At 54.4% G+C, this 21486-nt stretch carries 18 protein-coding genes and 1 pseudogene; 9 read left to right on the top strand and 10 right to left on the bottom strand.

Features of this window, described 5'->3' with window-relative positions; all coding sequences use genetic code 11:
• The 3 genes and pseudogenes from HGO37_RS20030 to HGO37_RS20020 form a co-directional block, all read right to left on the bottom strand.
• Positions 1-290, bottom strand: a pseudogene (locus HGO37_RS20030) (D,D-dipeptide ABC transporter permease); the annotation flags it as partial.
• The gene (locus HGO37_RS20025; RefSeq protein ID WP_250984866.1) at positions 290-1312 is read right to left on the bottom strand and encodes an ABC transporter permease; all 1023 of its coding nucleotides are present in this window, start codon (positions 1310-1312) and stop codon (positions 290-292) included. The pseudogene HGO37_RS20030 and the gene HGO37_RS20025, both read right to left, overlap by 1 nt.
• 83 nt (positions 1313-1395) lie before the next feature.
• Positions 1396-2142: a FadR/GntR family transcriptional regulator gene (locus tag HGO37_RS20020; protein WP_192490044.1), complete on the bottom strand. Its 747-nt coding sequence runs from the start codon at positions 2140-2142 to the stop codon at positions 1396-1398.
• A 311-nt stretch (positions 2143-2453) separates the two neighbouring features.
• On the opposite strand from HGO37_RS20020, the gene HGO37_RS20015 reads away from it, so the two are divergent.
• Both HGO37_RS20015 and HGO37_RS20010 read left to right on the top strand, forming a co-directional pair.
• Entirely contained in the window at positions 2454-3602 is a 1149-nt protein-coding gene (locus HGO37_RS20015) for an enolase C-terminal domain-like protein (protein WP_250984865.1), read from the top strand.
• A 55-nt stretch (positions 3603-3657) separates the two neighbouring features.
• Positions 3658-5268: an ABC transporter substrate-binding protein gene (locus HGO37_RS20010; RefSeq protein WP_250984864.1), complete on the top strand. Its 1611-nt coding sequence runs from the start codon at positions 3658-3660 to the stop codon at positions 5266-5268.
• 320 nt (positions 5269-5588) lie between these two features.
• On the opposite strand, the gene HGO37_RS20005 is transcribed toward HGO37_RS20010, so the two are convergent.
• Positions 5589-6515, bottom strand: coding sequence for an AraC family transcriptional regulator (locus HGO37_RS20005; protein WP_250984863.1), 927 nt, complete (start codon positions 6513-6515; stop codon positions 5589-5591).
• 84 nt (positions 6516-6599) lie between these two features.
• Between HGO37_RS20005 and HGO37_RS20000 the strand changes: the two genes are divergently transcribed.
• Both HGO37_RS20000 and HGO37_RS19995 read left to right on the top strand, forming a co-directional pair.
• Positions 6600-7574 carry an oxidoreductase gene (locus HGO37_RS20000; RefSeq protein WP_250984862.1) on the top strand — a complete coding sequence of 325 codons (975 nt, stop codon included), beginning with the start codon at positions 6600-6602 and terminating at the stop codon, positions 7572-7574.
• 160 nt (positions 7575-7734) lie between these two features.
• Entirely contained in the window at positions 7735-8322 is a 588-nt protein-coding gene (locus HGO37_RS19995) for a hypothetical protein (protein ID WP_192490048.1), read from the top strand.
• Positions 8323-8800: 478 nt separating this feature from the next.
• On the opposite strand, the gene HGO37_RS19990 is transcribed toward HGO37_RS19995, so the two are convergent.
• Entirely contained in the window at positions 8801-9325 is a 525-nt protein-coding gene (locus HGO37_RS19990; RefSeq protein ID WP_192490049.1) for a sigma-70 family RNA polymerase sigma factor, read from the bottom strand.
• A gap of 313 nt (positions 9326-9638) precedes the next feature.
• Between HGO37_RS19990 and HGO37_RS19985 the strand changes: the two genes are divergently transcribed.
• Positions 9639-9839 (top strand): hypothetical protein, encoded by a 201-nt coding sequence (locus HGO37_RS19985; protein ID WP_192490050.1) that lies wholly within the window; start codon positions 9639-9641, stop codon positions 9837-9839.
• 165 nt (positions 9840-10004) lie between these two features.
• Here the strand turns inward: HGO37_RS19985 and HGO37_RS19980 are convergent, their stop codons facing one another.
• From HGO37_RS19980 to budC, 3 genes are read right to left on the bottom strand one after another with little or no spacing between them, the layout of a single operon-like run.
• Entirely contained in the window at positions 10005-10337 is a 333-nt protein-coding gene (locus HGO37_RS19980) for a hypothetical protein (protein ID WP_250984861.1), read from the bottom strand.
• Complete coding sequence (locus HGO37_RS19975; RefSeq protein ID WP_250984860.1) at positions 10334-11083, bottom strand: exonuclease domain-containing protein; 750 nt, start codon at positions 11081-11083, stop codon at positions 10334-10336. The genes HGO37_RS19980 and HGO37_RS19975 overlap by 4 nt, the downstream gene beginning before the upstream one ends.
• A 55-nt stretch (positions 11084-11138) precedes the next feature.
• Positions 11139-11900 carry a meso-2,3-butanediol dehydrogenase gene (gene budC, locus HGO37_RS19970; RefSeq protein ID WP_250984859.1) on the bottom strand — a complete coding sequence of 254 codons (762 nt, stop codon included), beginning with the start codon at positions 11898-11900 and terminating at the stop codon, positions 11139-11141.
• A 198-nt stretch (positions 11901-12098) separates the two neighbouring features.
• Here budC and HGO37_RS19965 point away from each other — a divergent pair, with 198 nt between their 5' ends.
• On the top strand, positions 12099-12893 hold the full coding sequence (locus HGO37_RS19965; RefSeq protein WP_352230587.1) for an alpha/beta hydrolase: 795 nt from the start codon (positions 12099-12101) through the stop codon (positions 12891-12893).
• Positions 12894-12939: 46 nt separating this feature from the next.
• Here the strand turns inward: HGO37_RS19965 and HGO37_RS19960 are convergent, their stop codons facing one another.
• Entirely contained in the window at positions 12940-13704 is a 765-nt protein-coding gene (locus tag HGO37_RS19960) for an MOSC domain-containing protein (protein WP_250984858.1), read from the bottom strand.
• A 43-nt stretch (positions 13705-13747) separates the two neighbouring features.
• Entirely contained in the window at positions 13748-15430 is a 1683-nt protein-coding gene (locus tag HGO37_RS19955; protein WP_250984857.1) for an FAD/NAD(P)-binding protein, read from the bottom strand.
• Positions 15431-16009: 579 nt separating this feature from the next.
• Here HGO37_RS19955 and HGO37_RS19950 point away from each other — a divergent pair.
• Genes HGO37_RS19950 through HGO37_RS19940 form a run of 3 tightly spaced genes read left to right on the top strand, consistent with a single transcriptional unit; the run spans position 16010 to position 21445 of the window.
• Positions 16010-16762 (top strand): ImuA family protein, encoded by a 753-nt coding sequence (locus HGO37_RS19950; RefSeq protein ID WP_250984856.1) that lies wholly within the window; start codon positions 16010-16012, stop codon positions 16760-16762.
• Positions 16683-18194, top strand: coding sequence for a Y-family DNA polymerase (locus HGO37_RS19945; protein WP_250984855.1), 1512 nt, complete (start codon positions 16683-16685; stop codon positions 18192-18194). The genes HGO37_RS19950 and HGO37_RS19945 overlap by 80 nt, the downstream gene beginning before the upstream one ends.
• Positions 18191-21445: an error-prone DNA polymerase gene (locus HGO37_RS19940; protein ID WP_250984854.1), complete on the top strand. Its 3255-nt coding sequence runs from the start codon at positions 18191-18193 to the stop codon at positions 21443-21445. Before HGO37_RS19945 ends, HGO37_RS19940 begins: the two co-directional genes overlap by 4 nt.
• Positions 21446-21486 lie beyond the last annotated feature (41 nt).

The following is a 21486-nucleotide window of genomic DNA, read 5'->3' as shown; positions in this document are numbered from 1 at the left end:
ATGGTCAGTGTGATACGGGCGCCCCAGATCAGGCGGCTGAAAATATCACGTCCCAACTCGTCCGTACCGAACAGATGTCCATTGCCAGGTGCCTGCAGGGTGTTGACCAGATCCTGAGCATAGGGGTTATGCGTTGCAATGAATGGCGCAAAAACCGCCGCCAGAATAAGCAGTCCCAGAACAATCAGACCAAAGGTCGAGGTCGGACTTTTCAGCAGGAAAACAAAGATGTTTTTCAGGGCATTCAACCAGGCGGGAAGACGCACTGTGCTTTGTGTTTGCGGGGTCATCAGCGTGTCCTTGGATCAAAGAAGCGGTAGAGAACGTCAGACAACAGGTTAAGCCCGATGAAGATGACGCCCACGATCAGAACGCAGGTCATCACCGCGTTCATATCGCCGATAATCAGGTTGCTGGTGAGGTACTGGCCAAAACCGGGCCAAGCGAAAACCGTTTCAATCAGCACGGCGCCTTCAAGCAGTGAGCCATAGGCCAGCGCCACGATGGTAACGAGCTGGACGCGGATGTTGCCAAAGGCGTGCAGCCAGACGGTCTGTCGGCTGGAAAGGCCTTTCACTCGTGCCGTCGTCACATATTCCTGACCCAGTTGATCCAGCATGAAGCTGCGGGTCATACGGGTAATATAGGCCGATGACGAATACCCAAGCAGGCTGGCGGGAAGAATGAGGTGGTTTACCGCCGACCAGAACACATCCATGTCACCGGCAAGCAGGCTGTCGATCAGCAGGAAGCCGGTGCGTTCATCGACCAGGCCGATATAGAACTGGTCCATACGGCCACTACCGCCGACAAGACCGAGATGGGCGTAAAACACGATCAGCGCGATCATACCGGTCCAGAAAATCGGCATGGAATGGCCGAACAGACTGACGACACGAACGGCATGATCCTGCCAGCGATCCTTGTTCACAGCCGCAAACACGCCAAGCGGCACACCAAGGCCAGCACCAATGATGATGGCAAAGGTTGCCAGCTCAATCGTCGCCGGCATGACATGCAGGATATCCTGGATGACCGGCTGACCGGTGCGGATAGACGTGCCGAAATTACCCGTCAGCACATCGCGAAGATATAAGAAGAACTGCTCCCACACGGGGCGGTCGAGACCGAGCGAACGAAAGACCTGCTCATAGGTCTCCCGTGTCGCATCTTCACCGACAATAGCCCGCACCGGGTCGGCAGGCATCATACGGCCGATAAAGAAAGTAAGCATAAGCAAGCCGAGCAGGGTGACCGCTATCGTACCGAACTGGTCGGCAAATCGCATAAACCGCAGCCTCCACATGGACATGTTTCCTCCCGCCTGCCTCCCGAGCAGGTTCTTGATAGAATTATGGTGAGTTGACGATGCCTGAGCGCATCGACTTTGCCTTGCTACATCGCGATGCGAGCCAGGAGCAGATTTTTGTAACGTTCGAGACTGCCTTCCAGGTGAGCTCGCATGGCGGCACGTGCATCTTCGGACGATCCACGCAATATGGCATTGACGATCCGCCCGTGTTCTTCCTGAAGATGGGGATTTTTAGGAAGCAGCGAGGCGGAATCCTCCGATATGGCCTTCGGCCCTGCCGCCACCATTCCTGCTTTGACTAGTAACATCAATTCAGGAAACCGGCTGTTTTGCGTGGCTTCGGCAATCTTCAGGTGGAGATTGAAATCTGTGTAACGTGTCGGCTGCTCCTGTTCGATATCTTCAGCCACTCGGCGATGCGCATCGAAAATTGCTTCAAGCTGGGTCGCCGAGCGTCGCGTAGCAGCGAGCGATGCCGCCTCCGTTTCAAACCCAAGCCGCAACTCGATCAACTCAATGACCGACGAAATTCGCTCCAATGACAGGTCAGCAAACGGGACTGGTTCTTGAACACGCTCCGCTACGAACGCGCCAACGCCTCGCCTGACTTCGACGAGACCCTTTGATCTCAGGATTGCGATAGCTTCTCTGACGACTGCACGGCTGACTGAATGCTGTCGAGCGAGTTCAGTTTCGCTCGACAGGCGGTCACCAGCCTCAAGATCACCGTGCTCAATGCCTTCGCGCAAAGTATCCGTGATGCGGGCAACAAGAGGGCGTGCATCGGTGGCGGCCAATGACAGGCTGTCGAGCGATGTCGTTTTGTTCATTCCGGTCCTCCTGATCTCCTGAATTCTTCATACTACGAGACAATCTGTATGACAAGTGATGGCTGTTGTTCAGTTGTGGTAGGACAGCAAAAAAATTATTTTCGTTTTCGTTTAACGGATTAAAGATAGAAAAAACAGCATTATAGATGTCGTATTAGAATCCGAAGAAGTGTCCATCTTTTCGATGCATTGAAAAAAAGCACTGAAATCATGTTTACATGTCCTACTACGCTGTGGAATTGTTGTGCACGTGAAATCTGTGCCGGTTGTCTCCAGCCGCCAAGGACGAATGATTGCTAGGGAGTTGAAGAATGAAGATTGTCGATGTGCATGTCCGCACGTTTTGGCACACCACCCATCTGCAAAAGGATACGGATGGTCACGATCACCCGGGGCCGGCAAAGCGGGTGAGAAAGTCCATTTTGACACTGGTCGCCGAAAACGGCATGGAGGGACACGCGTTTGGCAGCCCTGAACAGGTTCGTTCGCATTTGCTCGACAACTTCATCAGGCCAGTGCTGTTACATCAGGACGCATTTGCACGCGAACGGTTGTGGCAGGATCTGGCACACTGGCAACGGGGCAGTGGTGGCCAGTTGAGTGACAGAACACTTGGCGTTGTGGATGTGGCACTTTGGGATCTTTGCGGGAAACTGGCGAACATACCGTCCTACAAGCTGGCAGGATCGTACAGGGACAAGGTGCCGACCTATGGTTCGATCATGTGCGGTGACGAGATTGAAGGCGGACTGGCGACGCCTGAGGATTACGGTCGCTTTGCTGAATGGCTCGTTAAACGCGGTTACCGTGCCATCAAGCTGCACACTTGGATGCCCCCTGTAAGCTGGTCTCCCAATATCGACATGGATCTGAAAGCCTGTGCTGCTGTGCGTGAAGCTGTCGGACCTTCGATACCGCTCATGCTGGACGCATATCACTGGTATTCGCGTGAGGAGGCATACACGCTCGGTAAAGGTCTTGAGAAGTTGAACTTTACATGGATTGAGGAAGTAATGGACGAGCAGTCCATGTCCTCGTACGCATGGCTTGCCGCCGAACTGAAAATCCCCGTGATTGGTCCTGAGTCCATGGGTGGCAAGTACAAGCACCGGGCAGAATGGGTAAAGGCGGGTGCCTGCGATATTCTGCGCACCGGCGTTGAGGATGTCGGAGGTATTACGCCTGCGTTGAAGACGATGCATCTGGCGGAGAGTTTTGGCATGAATTGCGAGGTTCATGGTCACGGCGCTGAAAATCTTCTGATATCTGCAGTCAGCAAAAACTGCCGCTGGTACGAGCGTGGCCTCCTGCATCCCATGCTGGATTATGATGCATGCCCCGAATACCTCAACTCCATTGATGATCCGATGGATTCTGAAGGCTATGTGTCGCTGTCTCAACAGCCGGGGATCGGCGTCGACATCAACCTTGATTACATCAACGACAACCTGGTGAAGTGAGAGAGTCTTTGCCACGCAGGCGCCCTGAGGAGGAAACGCCATGGGAGGAAATATTATGAAAAAGTTGAACCGGCGAGGTTTTATCGCAACCACGACGGCGATGGTTCTTCTGGCTTTGCAGCCATGGACGGCAGTCGCTAAAACACCGGAAAACCAACTGGTCGTCGGGTTTTCGATGGCTAACGTTCTGACGCTTGATCCGGCTGGCGCAGGTGGCAAAGAACGTGTCCAGATCATCACCAATCTTTATGACAATCTCATTGCTATTGACCCGGCCGACCGTACCGCACTCAAACCAGAACTTGCGGAGAGCTGGACTGTTGCGCAGGACGGAACATCCATACGTCTTAACTTACGACCCGGGGCCGCTTTCGCTTCTGGAAACCCTGTTACCAGCGAAGATGTCGTCTGGTCCTTCAAGCGCGTCCTGAAACTCAACCTTGCCCAAGCCACGAATTTCAAGATCAGGGGTTACACCGCGCAAAATGCTGACGAAAACTTCATAGCAATAGACCCGCAGACAGTTGAAATTCGCATTCCGCAAAAGACCGACCCGAAAATTATTCTCCTGACGATCGCAATGACCGGTCCAGGATCCATCCTGGATATGAAAACGGTGCTTGAAAACGAAAAGAACGGCGATCTCGGCAGCGCTTGGCTTGCAACACATGCAGCAGGGTCCGGTGCATTCGACCTGCAGGTCATGACGCCGAACGAGATGGTGGTCCTGAAGCGCAATGAGAACTACTGGGGAGCACCCGCGACTATGGACAGGGTGATAATGCGGCATCTGCCGGAATCTCAGTCTCAGAGATTGCTTCTTGGCAAAGGTGATCTGGACATCGCCTATTCACTGAGCGCTGGAGACCTCAGTGCACTGGAAAAGGACAAGGACGTCAAGATAATCAACGAGGTCGGGAACGGTCTCTATTATCTGGCCATGTCAGTAAAGGATAAGGCGCTGTCAGACCCCAAGGTCAGGCAAGCAATAATCAAGCTCATTGATTTCAAAGCGATCAATGATGCCGTTATGAAATATTACGGCGTCCTTCATGTCGACCCGATCCAGATTGGTCTGGGTGGTGAAAACAATGACACTCCGCCTGAGCGGGACGTCGAAGGCGCCAAGTTGCTCTTGAAAGAAGCAGGATATCCAGACGGACTGCAACTGTCCTTACACGCTCTGTCGGAGCCACCGTTTGACAATCTATCAGTCGCCATTCAGGGCGCGTTGTCAGATGGGGGCGTGGATGTAAAATTGATCACAGGCGGTGGAGAGACTGTTTATGGACCAATGCGCAAACGCGAATTCCAGCTGTTGGTAGGGCGAAGTGGCGGCCAGGTTTCTCATCCAGACGGTGACCTGCGCAGTATTGTCCATAATCCTGACAATAGTGACGAAGCGCAATTGTCAGGTCTGTTGAGCTGGCGGGTTTCTTACCGCGACGAAGAACTCAACAATAAGATTGATAAGGCGCTGTTCATGGCACCCGAGCAGCAAAAAGCCGAATATGCCAAAATCCAGCAAATCTATCGTGATCGAGTGCCCGCGATCCAGGCAATCTCACAGGTCACTGACTCCGTTGCCATACGCGGGGACATCACCGGACTGACCATAAGCCCTGTCTGGCAGACACGACTCTCGACTGTCGGGAAAGCAAGGTAAGGGTGACGGCGATCCCGGTGTATAATTGATATATTGGCACGGAGCGCTCAAAAACATTGACCCGGTTGGCAGGTACAAGTCCTGCAGCCGGGCAAAATCCCACCTCGTTACAACAGCTGTTTTCTTGGCTTGATATTCGACAAAGCGCATTTCTATCGATTTGTTGAAATCTTCGCAGCGCAACTCCGGTCCCGTCTGTCGGCGCGTTTCCCGATCAGTTCATATTTGCGTCGACCAGATATCCGCTTTTGCGGGTGAAAGCAGTGTTTGATTTTATCATTGAAGCGGTGCGCTCCGATGCGATGATGGGACCGTGACGGCTAAGCGTCCGCCTGGTCTCGGTGCAGGCTGCGGTAGCGCGCAGGAGACTGTCCAACAACGCGCCGGAATGTGGCGGCAAAGGCACTGTCTGAGCTGTAACCGAAGGATTGAGCGATCCGTGACAATGACTCATTGCCACGACGCAGCCTTGCTGCCGCAAGCCGCATCCGCCAGTTGGCAAGATAATCTATCGGTGAGGATCCAACAGTAGCGCGAAATCGCTCGGCGAAGGCCGAGCGTGACAGTCCTGCAAGTTCGGCCAGTGCATCTACTGTCCATCTGCGCGCCGGTTGCGAATGGATCGCCCGCATGGATGGCGCAAGGCGTGCGTCGGCAAGTCCAGCAAGCCAACCCGGATGCTGCGAGGTCTGGCGTGCCAGGTAGGCGCGCAGAACGTGGATGAATACCAACCGAAGCAGATCGTTGCAGGCTATGCGCGAGCCAGGCGCTGCACCGTTCCATTCGAGATCAAGCTGTTCGAGCAGGAAAGTGATGGGACCAGTCTCCTCGCGCTCGATCACGACGACCGGTGGAAGGGCATCAGTCAACAGGGAGCCGTCGACCGTGTCGAGACTGACACTGCCGCCAAGAAGCACGAAATCTCGACCATCTCCGACACAAACGTCCAAAGCACCACCCGCGAACACTTCGCTCGCGGGGATCGACTTCGCCTTCGGATCGCCACAGAGTGTAAAGGCCCTGCCGCTCACCACGAGACAATCTCCGGCTTTTACCCACATGGGTGCCTCACCGTCTGAGAGCAACCATGCGCCGCCCTGGCGGATAGCATTGAACTTGACATATCCGGGTGGTGGGAAGGCAACTGACCAGTTGCCACCTGCGGCAAATCGTACCGTAAACAGGGCTTGCGCATCGATCACGCTTAGCACATCGGACAAAGCATCCTGATTATATTGGACGATCACGACAAAAATCCGGCGTTTGCGAACTGGAGGCTCCGATATCTTATCCGATATAAAAATCAGCACAAACAAAAAAGGAGTGCCGATATGTCCGAGCAAAAACCGATTGGATCCCGTTTTAACGCGGCAAGCACAGCGCATGATGTGGTGGCGGAGATGGACCTGTCCGGCAAGACGGCGGTTGTCACGGGCGGTTATTCGGGTCTGGGAATCGAGACCACAAGAGCGCTTGCCGGTGCTGGTGCCACCGTCATTGTGCCGGCCCGAAACGGCGAGAAGGCGCAGCGCACGCTTGCTGGCATCGAGAGAGTGATCATCGAAACCATGGACCTCGCAGATCCGGCATCCGTCGCGGCATTCGCAAACAGAATGGTCGCGAACGACACGCCGATCTCGATCCTGGTTAACAGTGCGGGTGTCATGGCGACGCCGCTGGCCCGAGATGCGGATGGACATGAGAGCCAGTTCGCGACAAACCATCTCGGGCATTTCCGGCTAGTGGCAGGGTTATGGCCCGCACTCCTTAAGGCGAAAGGTGCTCGTGTGATTTCCGTATCTTCTAGAGGCCATCAGATTGCGCCTGTTGATTTCGACGATGTCGACTTCACAAAACGCGCCTACGATAAGTGGCAGGCTTACGGACAGGCGAAAACAGCCAATGCGCTCTTTGCTGTCGGACTCGACCGGCGCGGTGAACAACATGGTGTGCGGGCATTCTCTCTCCACCCCGGTGTCATTCTAACAGATCTTGCCCGGCATCTGAGCGAAGACGAGATTAACTCGTTCGATGTCTATGACGAGAACGGTAACCGTCGCGTTGACCCATCACGCGATCTCAAGAGCCCGGAACAAGGCGCTGCTACTAGTGTCTGGGCGGCAACCCGTCCTGAGCTTAATGGCATTGGCGGCGTTTATTGCGAGGATTGCGAGATTGCTTTGCCGCAGAGCCAAGCTGACGGGAACAAGGGCGTTGCGTCTTGGGCCATGGATGTTGAGGCGGCAGAGCGGCTTTGGACACTGTCGGAGCAACTGACGGGGCAGTTGCTAGACACGCGTAAGTGACGCGTGACCCTTGGCCCACAGTACGAAGCCCAGCTGCGCGCGTCGGACCCGACGAAATGCGCGGTAGAATTTCACTCGATGGGTCAAGATTGCGCATTATGGATTTTCACGCAGCGGCAAAGTCTTTTCGGATCAAGGCTGGTTTCGGTCGAGCGTTTTTTTGGCAGACATTAAGGATTTCAGACTAATCATCTCGACGGTTCCGGCACATGTCGTGCTTAAGGTAATTCCGGTCTCCAATATTGCGAGGTACGCCTTGTCCATAATTAACATTCCACTGCCCCTGGACAAGTCGAGCCGCGTTATGTTGATCGAGTTGCTTGACGAGGCAGAGGCATTCCTGTGTCAACTCGTTGTGTCCGGCGAGGATAGTCTGGGTGTGCGGTTATTCGCGTCCAACCTGTATGATGCTATGATCAATGCATGGCGTGGGGATCCAGCTGTCCCTGGTAGTAGCGCCCAAGAGAGATTTCGCGCCGCGCGCTTAAAGGTCGCATCTACGAGCGATGCGGCTTTAATCGCAGCCGGACTAAGTGGAATTCAGTTGCAAGCCGAGCTATTCGCGTTGATGAAACGCGCTGACGACTACAACGAGTTCGGGGGAAGACAGCATCTGGCAAAAGTCGTCCGTCATCTGGATGGATTGTTGAAATCGGCCGGGCTTGAGAATGTAATGGGTAAGGTGAGGGACTATCTATGGGCTTCGCTTTTTGACAGTAATCGTCCTAACCGACGAATGTATCACTAGCTCGTGCCATCTGCGTTGCTCTGTCATGAGTGAATGAGAACTGACAAAGCTTGATCTTGTCTTTTGTCAGTGGCTTTATGCAGGCAACCGCGTTTTAGCCAAAGCCATTTCGTTGAATGTTCTCAGTAGGTAACAGAAACCGTAGGACAAAATCCCGAAAGGCCGGTCCGCCGATTGACCCGATTCCGTCGGCCTGTTTCACTTCACCCAGATGGCCAAGGAAAGCGTCAAGGCCATTTGTTTTGAACGAGCGTGTGCACGTGCATTCGCTCCTCAGCATCAGGTGCTCGCTGTCAGCGCAGGACGTCCGCAGTCTTATATCAGTCGTGATAACAAATGTCGCAAATACGCTGAACACGTTCAGGCACGCACAATTTCCAGTCTCCGGGCATTCGGTGGATGCTGGGAATATGGCCGCGGCTCTAACGCACTAAACGCTGTACTAAAAAATGTGCCAGATGAGGCGGGAAATACCTGCTCAGTAGAGATCTCGCTTTAAGGTCTCTCGCGCTCTGTTTACGCGGCTTTTTATTGTACCGATCTTACAGCCACAAATCTCGGCTGCGGCGGCATAGCTTGTCCCTTCCGCAACGAGCATCAGGGCCTGTCGTTGTCTTACGTCCAGATCCCGGATCGCGAGCATTACCTGATCGTGTTCTAATTTCCATTCTTGTTCTGGTGTGGTTGTCATGCATTGATGAACCGATAGTGGGAGGCCCACGTGTTCCCGCTTTGCGACTTTGTAGCGACTGCAAAAGCTATTTCGTAGAATGGTAAAAAGCCAGGATTTGAGCGACGTACCGGGAGTAAAAAGATGCGCGGAACGAAGCGCCCTGAAAATTGCTTCCTGTACCAGATCTTCAGCGTCTTGATCCGTTCGCACAAACCGGCGGGCGAACACCAGAAGTGTAGTGGTGAATCCCGCGATCTGGTCCTTGAGTAAACTGATCTCGTTTTCGTTCGAAACCCGTAGCGTAGCGCCGATTATTTTAGGATTACTCATCTTGGCTTCCTCACATGGGATAGGAATGCCTTTACGTGTATCTGGTTGCCGTACGGCACCGTACGATGAGAAGTCTGGGGGGTTAGCCCAGTAAAGAGACTAGCTTCTCTGCGGGTGACTAAAAACCGCTAAACTTTTGCTTTCGTTTGCAGTTGGGGGCTGACGGCTCTCATACATGTTCATTCTGTTTCCGTCGTCCGTGGTCACTGAAAAGGTGGGTTACTTAGGATCTGCGCTTATTTCAGGCGTGTGCGAAGAAAATCAGGAACAACGTCAAACGATCAGAGTTAGGAGGCGAGTGGAGGAAGTACACATGACGAAAAAAGACAATATTGAGCAGATCCATCAGGACAGCAAACCGCAGTTTGCCCGGGGCAAAAAATCATCCAGAAACAACGGAGTGTCTAGTGCCAAGCCCCGCGTTATCACGGGGTCAGATGATGCGACTATAAATAAGGCGCCGCCTGGGGCCAAAAAGCCAAGCAAGGACTGGGATATAAATTACGATCCGTAACGCGGGTGGAAAACTTTTGGCTTGTTTACGTATAAACGCGGAATTCAATGTTCCCCAAGCCCCACAACGTCACGTCATGACCGGAAAATAACGGTACGTAAAGGACCATCAAGATACTGCGAGGCGGCAGTCGGGTGACCCTTGTACTCCCCTGCTAAATCTACGCTATTTTGAGATCCCAGAAAACCATGCGGCATAAGGTGTTTTTCTTACAAGCTGCCTATTGAAATCCGGTTCCTCGTCGTTCCACCACACAGGACCGCGCTCGCCCAGCGCCACCTTTGCAGTGTCGACGCGGCTGCGTGCAGCAGCCACACGGTCAGGATCACCCTCAGCCTGCCGAACCGCACGACGCGCTGACATTAACTGTTTGACCAAATGCCGTTTCGTCTGCTCATCGAGAAATGGATTGCTTGCTCGCCACAAACGTCCGCGCACGACAAAGTATCTTCCGTCCGGCGTGTGGGGATATTTTGATGAAGGCGACTGCTCGTTCATAACAAAGTTCGCTGCACTGGTTCCGACACCACGGTCGGCTGCAGTTCGCTTCTTCGTGTAAGCTCTGTCTGCGCACTGAAACGCACATCGACATCTCTGTCGTGGAGGAATTCAGCCAGCGTTTCGACACTGAGACGGTCCCAGCTCTTGCCTCGGTTACTACCGGTGGGCACCCGTGGCAAAAGGCCAGGTTCATTGCTCCACGCGAGCAACTGTTCGAGCGATGTGGCGTTCAACTGGTCTCGCAGGTGGTGAGCCGTGACATAGGCGTCCGGCATGGCCCGGTGCGCTGGAAGTCCAAGCTCGTGGATAAGGCCCTGAGGCATACGTTGGTAACGCAGCATCTGATTGGAAAATCGTGGAAGTTCCGGCCACATTCGGAGCGCGCATTTCCATGTGCAGATCCAGGGCAGGCCACCGGTCATGTGCGGCGTGCAATATCTCTGTTCGAAGGTCGCGCGATGCGCAGCTAAAGCATCAATGTTGCCGTCAGGACGCAGTATCGATCGCGCTATTTCTTTCCAGTAGGGCGCATCGGCAACCTCACAGTCGAGAATGTGATGAACAGCCATCGTATCAGGAGATATAGGCCTACCCGGATTAACCAACTGCGATCCCCGTTCGCTCGACACGACCCAGCCATCGGCGCTGTCGAAAACCACGTCCTGCCAGCCAATCTCGCACACGTCGCTTTGGCCGTTTCCTGCCGTCTCAAGGTCAATCACGCGAATTCGAAATGTTGACATCGCACTGTTCCTGCCGATCAGCCTGACCACTGAACCATCTTATGAAGCGTTTGGATTATTGAGGCGGCTGGCCATTGGAGGCCGACATGCCACCATCTACGGGTAAGTTCACTCCCGTCACAAATCTCGCGTCCTCGCTCGCAAGAAACGCGATGACCCCTGCCACATCCTCCGGCTTTCCTGGCCCATCTAATGCGAACCGCTCATTAAATCTGGCGAGAAGCTTTTCATCGCCCATTATATCCTCGGTCATTCCAGTGCTTGTGAGGCTTGGGCAAACCGCGTTTATCCCCACGCCGTCCTTGCCATGATCCATCGCCATTGCTCGCGTCAGGTTCGTGACACCGCCTTTGGCTGCGTTATAGGCAGCCATGCCCCAGTCACCACCTGTCCCGGAAACCGAACTGACATTCACTATCGAACCCTTTGACGATTTGAGATGTGGCATCGCCGAACGCGACGCGAAGAAGACGCCATCGAGATCAGTAGCCATCACCTTGCGCCAGTCATCAGTAGAGAGGGTCTCGACGTCGCCCTCGGCGACTACGCCTGCATTGTTCACAAGAATATCTATGCGGCCGAACTTCTCTTTGGTTCCCGCAACAAATGCGGCTACTTCAGCTTCATTCGATACGTCTGCTTCAACGATCAACACCTGATCGGGCGAATATCGCTTCGCCACCTCTTCCAGCTTTGACATGGTGCGGCCAACGAGTGTGACTTGGCCCCCCTCACTCAGAAATCTCTCTGCTGTTGCCTTGCCAATTCCGGATCCCGCTCCGGTGATGATGATAACCTTATCGTGGAAGCGCTGCATGAAATTTTCCTGACATGTGTGATGACTTCTTGTTCGATAACGATGGTCTAAATCGAATGTTCCGAACACCATCAGGCCTGCATCGTCGTGACAACTAAAATAAGCGATATGTAATCACGCAGTTGTTAGCGATGGTGACGGCTGAACAGGGGAACAAAGGCAAGTCAGACTGGTTTCGATAATTCCACTGGGCCCCTTATGATGTCATCACAACTCGCCGTATTCACCTTCGTCACTTGCATGATCTTTTCAGTCGTTTTCTTGGTGGTGGGTTCATCCAACGCAAGCGCGTTGGAGCGTCCCGGACGAGTTGCAGTCCAGGGTCAAGTTGCCCAGCCAACCGCTTTTCGAACCCATGAGCTGTTCACTGCACAGATCGCTCAAAGACCGGCCAACGCGCAGAAAAGCCGACACTTGGTTATCTTTTTCCACGGCATCAGAGGAGGGGGGACTCAGTTTACCACGATCGGAAAATCGTGGGAAAAGACCTTGGCGAATACGAGCTTCGTGTATCCCGATGCGCCTTTCGCTCACAGATCGGGTGGGAGGCAGTGGTTCGTAGTGGATGACCAAGTTATGCGTCCCGATCGCATCCAGGGAGCGCGACGTGCTTTTGACGAACTGGTATCTGAGATCGTGAGACGAGAAGGTTTCGAAGGTAACTTGCGTAACGTTGCTTTCGTGGGTGTGTCGCAAGGCGCAATCATGGCTTTGGACGCAGTCGCCAATGGGAGATGGAAAGTAGGCGCCGTCGTTAGTTTTGCCGGCATGCTGCCATTGGCGATCTCTGCCAGTAATGACGCACGCGTTCTGTTGATCCATGGTCGCGCAGACAAGACTATTCCGTCGGCTGCCTCGGTGGCTGCCGGCACGCAATTGAAGGCTGCTGGGTTTGATGTGACAGTGACATTGCTTCCAGATGTTGGTCACACGATCTCCTCATCCGGAGCGCAGAAGGCGTCTATATTTCTCCAGAACTATTTCAATCGCTAACCCGACAACAAAGCCGATGAACATCGGTTATGGCAATGAGTTGAGCTCAGTTGATCGGCCTTTCGTTCAGCGACTGAATTTGCAGGTTGACTGCTGCTCCCAACTCGATCGATCCTGAGATCATCACGTCGCAGTAGACACCGAGTGTCCTGCGATTTTTTCGGACGATATTTCGCAATATTTCTGGTTCTTCCTCAAGACCGGGCTGACCAATGAAGGTCATTCCACAACGTTTCGTGGGCTCTGAGACATTCAATGTGGTGGGACCAATACTCAACTTCGCGCCGAGCCAATCTGTCTCTGCAAAGCTTGCTTCACAATCCGTTTCTATCAAAATATTTGGCCGAAAGCGCCGCGGATCCTTAGCACTTTCTGGAGCTGTTTTTACAATCTCACAAAGCGAGGCAGTGGTCAGCAGGTGGAGGGGTGCCAGATCATATCGATTACTCACCTGTGGGAGCGAAACATTTTGGGCGGTTGGTTCACCATACTGGCCTACAGCCACGTCAAATCCGAAATGATCCCTCAGGTATGGCAGCAACCCTCGTTCATTGACGTCCATCCGACGCCCGTCGGGAAAGCAAATCTGCGTAATGTCATTATCACAGATGCGGCTGCTCAAGAACAAGGCAGGTCGCCACCGGCTGTCCTTCTCGGGCGCAGCCACTGCCCCTGAGAAAGCATCGAATAGAGCATACTGACGGTCGCCGCAAATCCCTGAGCCATTCACCTGCGCCCGACGACACCGCTCTCCGCCCAGTGAACTGACCGGGTAGCGCCAAATCTCTTTTACTATTCCGATTTTTTTCATTATCAGCCAACGCTTGACGAATTCAGCTGTTCCACAGCCTCTGTTATGCCATGCGAAGTACGGGCGGCTGATCCACCGCAATGTCCGCCAATATGGCGTTTGCTGCCGTCTTTCCCAGTTCAGCAGCACTTGTGATGCCCTGAACGAAGGGACGCTTGTGCAAGAGGAATGGGATTGCCACACAGTAAAGTCGGTTTGAAAGTGCCGTTGCTCCCCGTGGTCGGTACGCCTCGTCGATCTCGATGCCACCTGTCTTTTTAAAGTTGGCACTTTCGCCATCCATGAAACGACGTGCTGGCTCAGGCGTGTTTGCCGCCTGGATCCCGCGTTGCTTTAACAGGGTGGGGAAAGGCAGTTCACGAACAGACAAGCTGCTTTGTCCGGTCGCGTCGATGAAACTGCTGAACTGTTGTTCTCTATCGCCTGTCCGGATTCGTGCTCCGCGTTCGAGCCCCTCGGTCTCAATGTCATAGTCCGATCCGAGCTTAATAATGTCTAATCGGCCAGCGTTACGCAGTGCCAAAAGCCGACGAATAGAAAGATGTGGAACCGTCGCGTACTGATCGATAAAAATACCCTTGAATGACCGGTTAAAACGCGTGAGATCGGTTGTGTCGAGGTGTGGTATCGCTTTCTCTATAATCTCATGCGTAATGAGAATGGCGTATCGCCAAGGAATGGTGAACTGCAGCTCGAAATTGAGGTGCGCTTCCGCAAGGTTTGTCGCGGCCCATACGAATGGATCAGTGTCTGAACGCCGCCCATAGTAAGCGTCCGCGAATGTGTCTACCGACAGGTGACTGAGACCGATTTCAGCCGAATAGTCAGGATCAGCTGCCAACAACTCTCGCTGGAAAAGATCAAACACCCGATCCAGCAGGCCCTGAGAACCGATATTGACTTCGTTTTGGATGGCTTCATACGTACAAATTTGTGGTTCTATATAGGGAAGTGGGCAATAGAAGTCAGCTTCGGGCAATAAGCCCTTCCGGGACATCATTGTTGCGTGAAAGTCCTGGTGTCCTGCACTTGTTACGTACTGCAATGTTCCCCCGTCGTCACAAACGAATGAACCACAAGAGGTCGCAACTGTTAGAAGTGCATCGATGCCGCTGAGCGACGTGCCAAGAATGCCAAGTCTGCCATGGCCGATCTCTTGCAGTTCTGTAGCGGGCCACGGCGACGCAAAATATCCGGGTTTGACCTGAGTGTTTTCAGGCCAGTTGTGACCCGTGGCCATAACGACATGGTCGAACACGGCGTCAAAATCCCCGTCGAAGCTGGAGACTTTAACACGGATATCAGTTGTGCCGAGCTCGATGTCGGTAACCCTATGGCCGGGATAAACCTCAACGCGATGGCGGTTGATTTTTCCAACAGATAGGATCGCCTGAAATTGATCGTGAAAATAGTCTCCGATCACTAGGCGCGGATAAAATTCGCGATCGTTTATTGATGATCGGCTTATGCTGAATGTGCTCAGATAGTCGTCGGACTGACGGTTAAGCCAATCTACGAGCGTTTCCATCAACAGCGGTATCTCGATGCTGGGAATATTTGACAACATAACCGGATCATTTGCCCCCGGCAGGTAGGGTGTTCCCTTGCCCGCGACAAGTTCGGCATCAAACACGCTAATTATCAGCGGAACTGGAGAGGCAACCAGCGTCTTAAGTGTAAAAATGCCGGTTGGGCCTGAACCGATGATGCAAATTCTGGTATTCATGCAATTTACTCCACATCGCCCACTGCGGCGGCAGTGTGTAATGGTAACGGTCGCTATTGTGTTCCGCTAACAAGCTCTGTGTACGTTGACGGACTAAGCCATTCACTAGGTTAGACAGCACCATGTCGAAGCCCGCGGATTTCTCAAGTTAGTGCCCGTTCAGTCGCAGTAGTTACGCCGCGTGACTTTCGAGCCCTTATTGTGGTCGAAACGAAGAGGTTTCCACCCGTGTCACCCGTCACTCAGCTCTATTTTCTGATAGCCAAGGCGGATGTTTTGAGTGCCAGCTGTAGACTCGGCTCAGGGCGATCCATCCGGGGAAACTCAAGAATATTGAACGAGGTCGTTCAACCCCGCTATCCACCATCTGGATGCAGATAGGCAAATTTTTTAAATAAATTGCGTTTCCGCTACAGATTTGATTCTTATCACTATTCGCTTAAATTCCATCAAAAAGGATAATATTCCCAAATTTTGAGCCGCTTGACTCATGATTACGATTGGAACAAACAATGAACACATCAATTCTTGCGACATTATGTCGACCTGCAAACACATGTCCAAAGGGAGCTGTGAACGATGACTGTTGCCTGCCAGCATGTGATTTCAGATCTGCGCCAGCGTATCGCTTCTTTGGAAAGAAACTCGGCGCGCAACGCCGGAACCTTGCCGTTTGGCGTCGCCGACATTGACCGGGTTTTGCCGGGCGGTGGCCTTTCCTACGGCGCACTGCACGAATTTGCAGGCGGCGGGGCAGGGACGGTTGATGGTGCAGCGGCTGCGCTTTTTGCAGCCGGCATTGCGGCGCGAACCAAAGGACCGGTCGTCTGGTGCCTGACGCGGCCAGATCTGTTTTTTCCAGCTCTCGCGCAGGTGGGCCTTCATCCGGACCGGGTGATCTTTGTGGAATCCGACCGTGAAGAAGACGTGCTTGCCAACATGGAAGAGGGGTTGGCCTTTGGCGGATTGGGTGCCGTTGTCGGCGAGCTCGTACGCCTGCCAATGGTTGGCTCGCGTCGCCTCCAGCTTGCTGCAGAACGGACAGGCACCATGGCACTGGCGGTCAGGCGATGGCGACGACAGACGGAGGCCAATGATTTCGGGCAACCGACCGCTTCGACAACCAGATGGCGCGTCAGTGTAATGCCATCGGAACAACTTCCAGTACCGGGCGTGGGCAGTGCCCAGTGGTTTCTGGAATTGATGCGCGTGAAAGCGGGTGAGTGTGCTGAGTTTCTCGTGAGGGCGTGCGATGACACGGGTCGTATCGATCTACCTACCGGATCTGCCGACGGATCGCATTCGTCGCGCCGATCCCTCCATTTTGCCTGAACAGGCGATCGCAGTCATCAGCAGAAGCGGGTCCAAACGCTGGGTATCTGCCGCTGATCTGGCTGCCTGCAAGGCCGGTGTTCATGTCGGCATGCCAGCAGCTAAGGCACAGGCACTGTTTCGCGGTCTCATGCTTGTTGATGCTGACCTTGCTGCCGATGCCTCTGCCTTGGAGCGCATAGCCCTTTGGGCTCTGACCATCTATTCGCCGATCGTCGCGGTTGATGGTCGCGATGGCATTGTCATGGATACGGAAGGGGCAGATCACCTGCAGGGTGGTGAGATGCCGATGGTGACCAAGATTGCCAACCAGTTTCTGGCAAAAAAGCTGACCGCCCGCGTGGCGGTGGCCGATACCTGGGGTGCCGCCCATGCCTGCGCACGCACCATCAATCGCGATACGGTCATAGTGCCATCAGGGGAAACTGTGCGTGCGGTGGAAAAGCTCTCCATCGCCCTGTTACGTCTGCCGTCAGCTGTTATCACGGATCTGCGGACGCTCGGTTTCCAGACAATTGGTGAATTGGCCAATACACCTCGCGCACCACTGGCGTTGCGGTTCGGTCCCGAGATTGGCCGCCGGCTTGATCAGATGTTCGGTCGGGTTGCTGAACCGATTGATCCTATCCGCACAGCTGAACTGATCGAGGTCAGCAGATCCTTCGCTGAGCCGATCGGTGCGGCAGAAACCATCGACAAATATGTCGGCAGGCTGGTCATCCAACTAATTGAGGAACTGCAGAAAAAGGGGCTCGGCGTAAGACGAGCCGACCTCATCGTAGAAAAGGTCGACGGCACGCGACAGGCGATCCGTGCCGGCACTGCCAAACCTGCCCGCGATGTTGCCTGGCTGACCAAACTGTTTCGTGACCGCACGGAAAAGATCGAGCCGGGATTTGGTATCGAAAAGCTGAGCCTTATCGCCGTCATGGCCGAACCGCTGGAGGAGGCCCAGAAATCATCCGCCTTGGTCGAAGACGAGATGACGGATGTCACCCCGCTGATCGATATCTACGGCAATCGCGGCAACCGGGTTTATCGTGTAGCACCGGTTGCTTCTGACGTGCCGGAGCGCTCTGTCAAACGCATATCTGCGGCGGCTGATCCGGTCAGTACTGTCTGGGTGAGCCACTGGCTTCGGCCGGTAAGACTATTGCCGCGACCTGAACTGATCGAAGCGATTGCATTGCTGCCAGACCGTCCTCCAGTATCGATTGTCTGGCGTGGCAAACGCCGCAAGGTCAAACGGGCTGATGGGCCGGAGCGCATCTTCGGAGAGTGGTGGCAACGCAATGCGGAAATGGAAGCGGTCCGGGATTATTTCCTGATCGAGGATGAAGCTGGTGAGCGTCTTTGGGTGTTTCGCTCGGGCGACGGTGTTGATCCTCAAACCGGCTCCCATCGCTGGTTCGTGCATGGGATATTCGCATGAGCTATGCAGAGCTGCAGGTCACCACCCACTTTTCCTTCCTGCGCGGTGCGAGCTCGGCGCAGGAACTGTTCGAGACCGCAAAGCTCCTCGGCATCGAAGCGGTCGGTGTTGTGGATCGCAATTCGCTTGCCGGCATTGTCCGCGCGCTGGAAGCATCCCGATCCACCGGTGTGAGGCTGGTGGTCGGCTGTCGGCTTGACCTGCAAGACGGCATGTCGCTTTTGGTTTACCCCACAAACCGTGCCGCCTATTCGCGGCTGACGCGTCTGATTACGCTGGGCAAATCGCGTGGCGGCAAGAACAACTGCATTTTGACCTGGGATGACGTGATCACCTATTCCGCCGGCATGATTGGCATTCTGGTGCCTGATCTGCCGGATGATCGCTGTGCGGTGCAGATGAGAAAAATGGCAGAGGTCTTCGCAGATCGTGCCTATGTTTCGCTCTGTTTGCGGCGCCGGCCAAATGATCAAATGCGGTTGCACAAGCTTGTCGGCCTCGCGGCTCGTTCAGGTGTCAAAACCGTCGTTACCAATGATGTGCTGTTTCATGAACCTGGCCGTCGACAGTTGCAAGACATCGTCACTTGTATCCGCAACAATACTACCATTGATGAGATTGGCTTCGAGCGCGAGCGCCATGCAGATCGCTATATGAAACCGCCAGAGGAAATATCACGCCTGTTCCCGCGTTATCCCGAAGCGGTGGCACGCAGCATGGAAATTGTCCGGCGCTGCACCTTCTCGCTTGAGGAGCTCACCTATCAATACCCAGAGGAAGCGATCGTGCCGGGCAAGGATGCGCAGGCCTCGCTTGAACACTATGTCTGGGAGTGTGTGCCAGATCGATATCCCGAGGGCCTGCCGCCGGAGGTTCTCAAAACCATACGGCATGAGCTCAACCTCATCCGCACCATGAAATATGCCCCATACTTCCTGACGGTGTTTTCGATCGTCAGATTTGCGCGCGGGCAGGGCATTCTCTGTCAGGGGCGTGGGTCAGCCGCCAACAGTGCGGTCTGTTACGTTCTCGGCATCACCTCGATTGATCCTTCAACCAACGATCTGCTGTTCGAGCGTTTTGTGAGCCAGGAACGTGATGAGCCGCCTGACATCGATGTGGATTTCGAGCACGAGCGGCGTGAGGAAGTGATCCAGTGGATTTACAAAACTTATACCCGTGAGAAAGCGGCTCTCTGCGCAACCGTGACCAGATACCGGGCGAAGGGCGCGATCCGCGATGTCGGAAAGGCACTTGGCCTGCCCGAGGATGTTATCAAGGCGCTGTCGTCAGGCATGTGGTCCTGGTCGGAGGAGGTTTGTGATCGCAATGTACGGGAACTCAATCTCAATCCGGATGATCGCCGGCTGGTCCTGACACTGAAACTGGCGCAGGAGCTGATGGGCGCACCGCGGCATCTCGGCCAGCATCCTGGTGGTTTTGTGCTGACCCATGACCGCCTTGATGATCTGGTGCCGATTGAGCCAGCCACCATGAAGGACCGGCAGATCATCGAATGGGACAAGGATGATGTCGAGGCACTGAAGTTCATGAAAGTCGACGTGCTGGCGCTTGGCATGTTGACCTGCATGGCAAAGGCCTTCGATCTGATCCGCGAGCACAAGGACAACGACCTCGATCTTTCAAATATCACACAGGAGGACCCGGCAACCTACGCAATGATCCGCAAGGCCGACACGCTTGGCACTTTCCAGATCGAGAGCCGCGCTCAGATGGCAATGCTGCCGCGCCTGAAACCACGGACATTCTACGATCTCGTTGTGCAGGTTGCGATCGTTCGGCCCGGCCCGATCCAGGGCGACATGGTGCATCCATATTTGCGAAGGCGAGAGGGCAAGGAACCGGTTGAATATCCCACACCAGAGCTTGAAGCCGTGCTTGGCAAGACGCTGGGCGTGCCGTTGTTCCAGGAAAGTGCGATGCGGGTGGCGATGGTGTGCGCCGGGTTCACAGGCGGCGAAGCCGATCAGTTACGCAAGTCGATGGCAACCTTCAAGTTCACCGGCGGGGTGTCGCGGTTCAAGGAAAAGCTTGTGTCCGGTATGGTGGAGAACGGTTACACGCCGGAATTTGCCGAGAAGACGTTCTCCCAGCTCGAGGGCTTCGGCAGCTACGGCTTCCCGGAAAGTCATGCCGCGTCTTTTGCCCTTATTGCATATGCCTCAAACTACATCAAATGCCACTATCCGGATGCATTCTGTGCCGCCCTGTTAAATGCGCAGCCGATGGGCTTTTATGCGCCGGCCCAGATAGTTGGCGATGCGATAGCGCACGGTGTCGAGGTGCGGCCGGTCTGTATCAACCGGTCACGTTGGGATTGCACACTGGAGAAAGCAGGCAACAACGGCCGCCATGCGGTTCGGCTCGGTTTTCGGCAGGTCAAGGGGTTGGCAAGTGTCGATGCTGGGCGGATCGTTGCGGCGAGAATGAATGTGGCGTTTACATCCATCGACGACATGTGGCGCCGATCAGGCGTACCGTCGGAGGTATTGGTACAACTCGCCAAGGCTGACGCGTTCCTGCCGTCATTGAAACTCGAACGTCGTGATGCGCTCTGGGCCATCAAGGCGCTGCGCGATGAACCTCTGCCCCTATTCGCTGCGGCAGCAGAGAAACAGATGACAGCCATAGCGGAACAGCAGGAGCCTGAGGTGGCATTGCGGCAAATGACTGAGGGACACAATGTGGTGCAGGATTACAGCCACGTCGGACTGACCCTGCGGCAGCATCCGGTCAGTTTTTTGCGCAAGGACCTGTCTCATCGCAATATCATCACCTGCGCCGATGCGATGAATGCCAGGGACGGGCGCTGGGTCTACACGGCAGGACTTGTGCTTGTCCGGCAAAAACCCGGATCTGCCAAAGGTGTGATGTTCATCACTATTGAGGACGAGACCGGCCCCGCCAACCTCGTTGTCTGGCCGACACTGTTTGAAAAACGACGACGCGTTGTGCTGGGTTCTTCAATGATGGCTGTAAACGGTCGCATCCAGCGGGAAGGTGAGGTCGTGCATCTGGTGGCGCAGCAGCTGTTTGACCTGACAGCTGATCTGTCCGGATTGGCTGATCGCGATGGTGAATTCAGGCTACCAACCGGACGAGGCGATGAGTTTGCCCATGGTGGTGGACCGGACTCGCGAGACCGGCCAAAAGTCGTGCGGCCGAGAGACATGTTCGTGCCCGACCTGCATATCGATACGCTAAAGGTGAAAAGCCGGAATTTTCATTGACGTCAGCTTCAGTTTTCCCGCTCCGAGACGAATGGGACCTC

Origin of the sequence: Rhizobium sp. CG4, from assembly GCF_023701965.1 — a bacterium.
Lineage (GTDB): Bacteria > Pseudomonadota > Alphaproteobacteria > Rhizobiales > Rhizobiaceae > Agrobacterium.
The sequence above is the reverse complement of the archived record's forward strand: the minus strand, read 5'-3'. Positions and strand labels throughout refer to the sequence as shown.

Excerpts from the sequence above, each read along its gene's own strand:
- HGO37_RS20025 (WP_250984866.1), bottom strand. The coding sequence starts at position 1,312 with ATGTCCATGTGGAGGCTGCGGTTTATGCGATTTGCCGACCAGTTCGGT.
- HGO37_RS20020 (WP_192490044.1), bottom strand. The coding sequence starts at position 2,142 with ATGAACAAAACGACATCGCTCGACAGCCTGTCATTGGCCGCCACCGAT.
- HGO37_RS20015 (WP_250984865.1), top strand. The coding sequence starts at position 2,454 with ATGAAGATTGTCGATGTGCATGTCCGCACGTTTTGGCACACCACCCAT.
- HGO37_RS20010 (WP_250984864.1), top strand. The coding sequence starts at position 3,658 with ATGAAAAAGTTGAACCGGCGAGGTTTTATCGCAACCACGACGGCGATG.
- HGO37_RS20000 (WP_250984862.1), top strand. The coding sequence starts at position 6,600 with ATGTCCGAGCAAAAACCGATTGGATCCCGTTTTAACGCGGCAAGCACA.
- HGO37_RS19990 (WP_192490049.1), bottom strand. The coding sequence starts at position 9,325 with ATGAGTAATCCTAAAATAATCGGCGCTACGCTACGGGTTTCGAACGAA.
- HGO37_RS19985 (WP_192490050.1), top strand. The coding sequence starts at position 9,639 with ATGACGAAAAAAGACAATATTGAGCAGATCCATCAGGACAGCAAACCG.
- HGO37_RS19980 (WP_250984861.1), bottom strand. The coding sequence starts at position 10,337 with ATGAACGAGCAGTCGCCTTCATCAAAATATCCCCACACGCCGGACGGA.
- HGO37_RS19975 (WP_250984860.1), bottom strand. The coding sequence starts at position 11,083 with ATGTCAACATTTCGAATTCGCGTGATTGACCTTGAGACGGCAGGAAAC.
- budC (WP_250984859.1), bottom strand. The coding sequence starts at position 11,900 with ATGCAGCGCTTCCACGATAAGGTTATCATCATCACCGGAGCGGGATCC.
- HGO37_RS19965 (WP_352230587.1), top strand. The coding sequence starts at position 12,099 with ATGATGTCATCACAACTCGCCGTATTCACCTTCGTCACTTGCATGATC.
- HGO37_RS19960 (WP_250984858.1), bottom strand. The coding sequence starts at position 13,704 with ATGAAAAAAATCGGAATAGTAAAAGAGATTTGGCGCTACCCGGTCAGT.
- HGO37_RS19955 (WP_250984857.1), bottom strand. The coding sequence starts at position 15,430 with ATGAATACCAGAATTTGCATCATCGGTTCAGGCCCAACCGGCATTTTT.
- HGO37_RS19950 (WP_250984856.1), top strand. The coding sequence starts at position 16,010 with ATGACTGTTGCCTGCCAGCATGTGATTTCAGATCTGCGCCAGCGTATC.
- HGO37_RS19945 (WP_250984855.1), top strand. The coding sequence starts at position 16,683 with ATGACACGGGTCGTATCGATCTACCTACCGGATCTGCCGACGGATCGC.
- HGO37_RS19940 (WP_250984854.1), top strand. The coding sequence starts at position 18,191 with ATGAGCTATGCAGAGCTGCAGGTCACCACCCACTTTTCCTTCCTGCGC.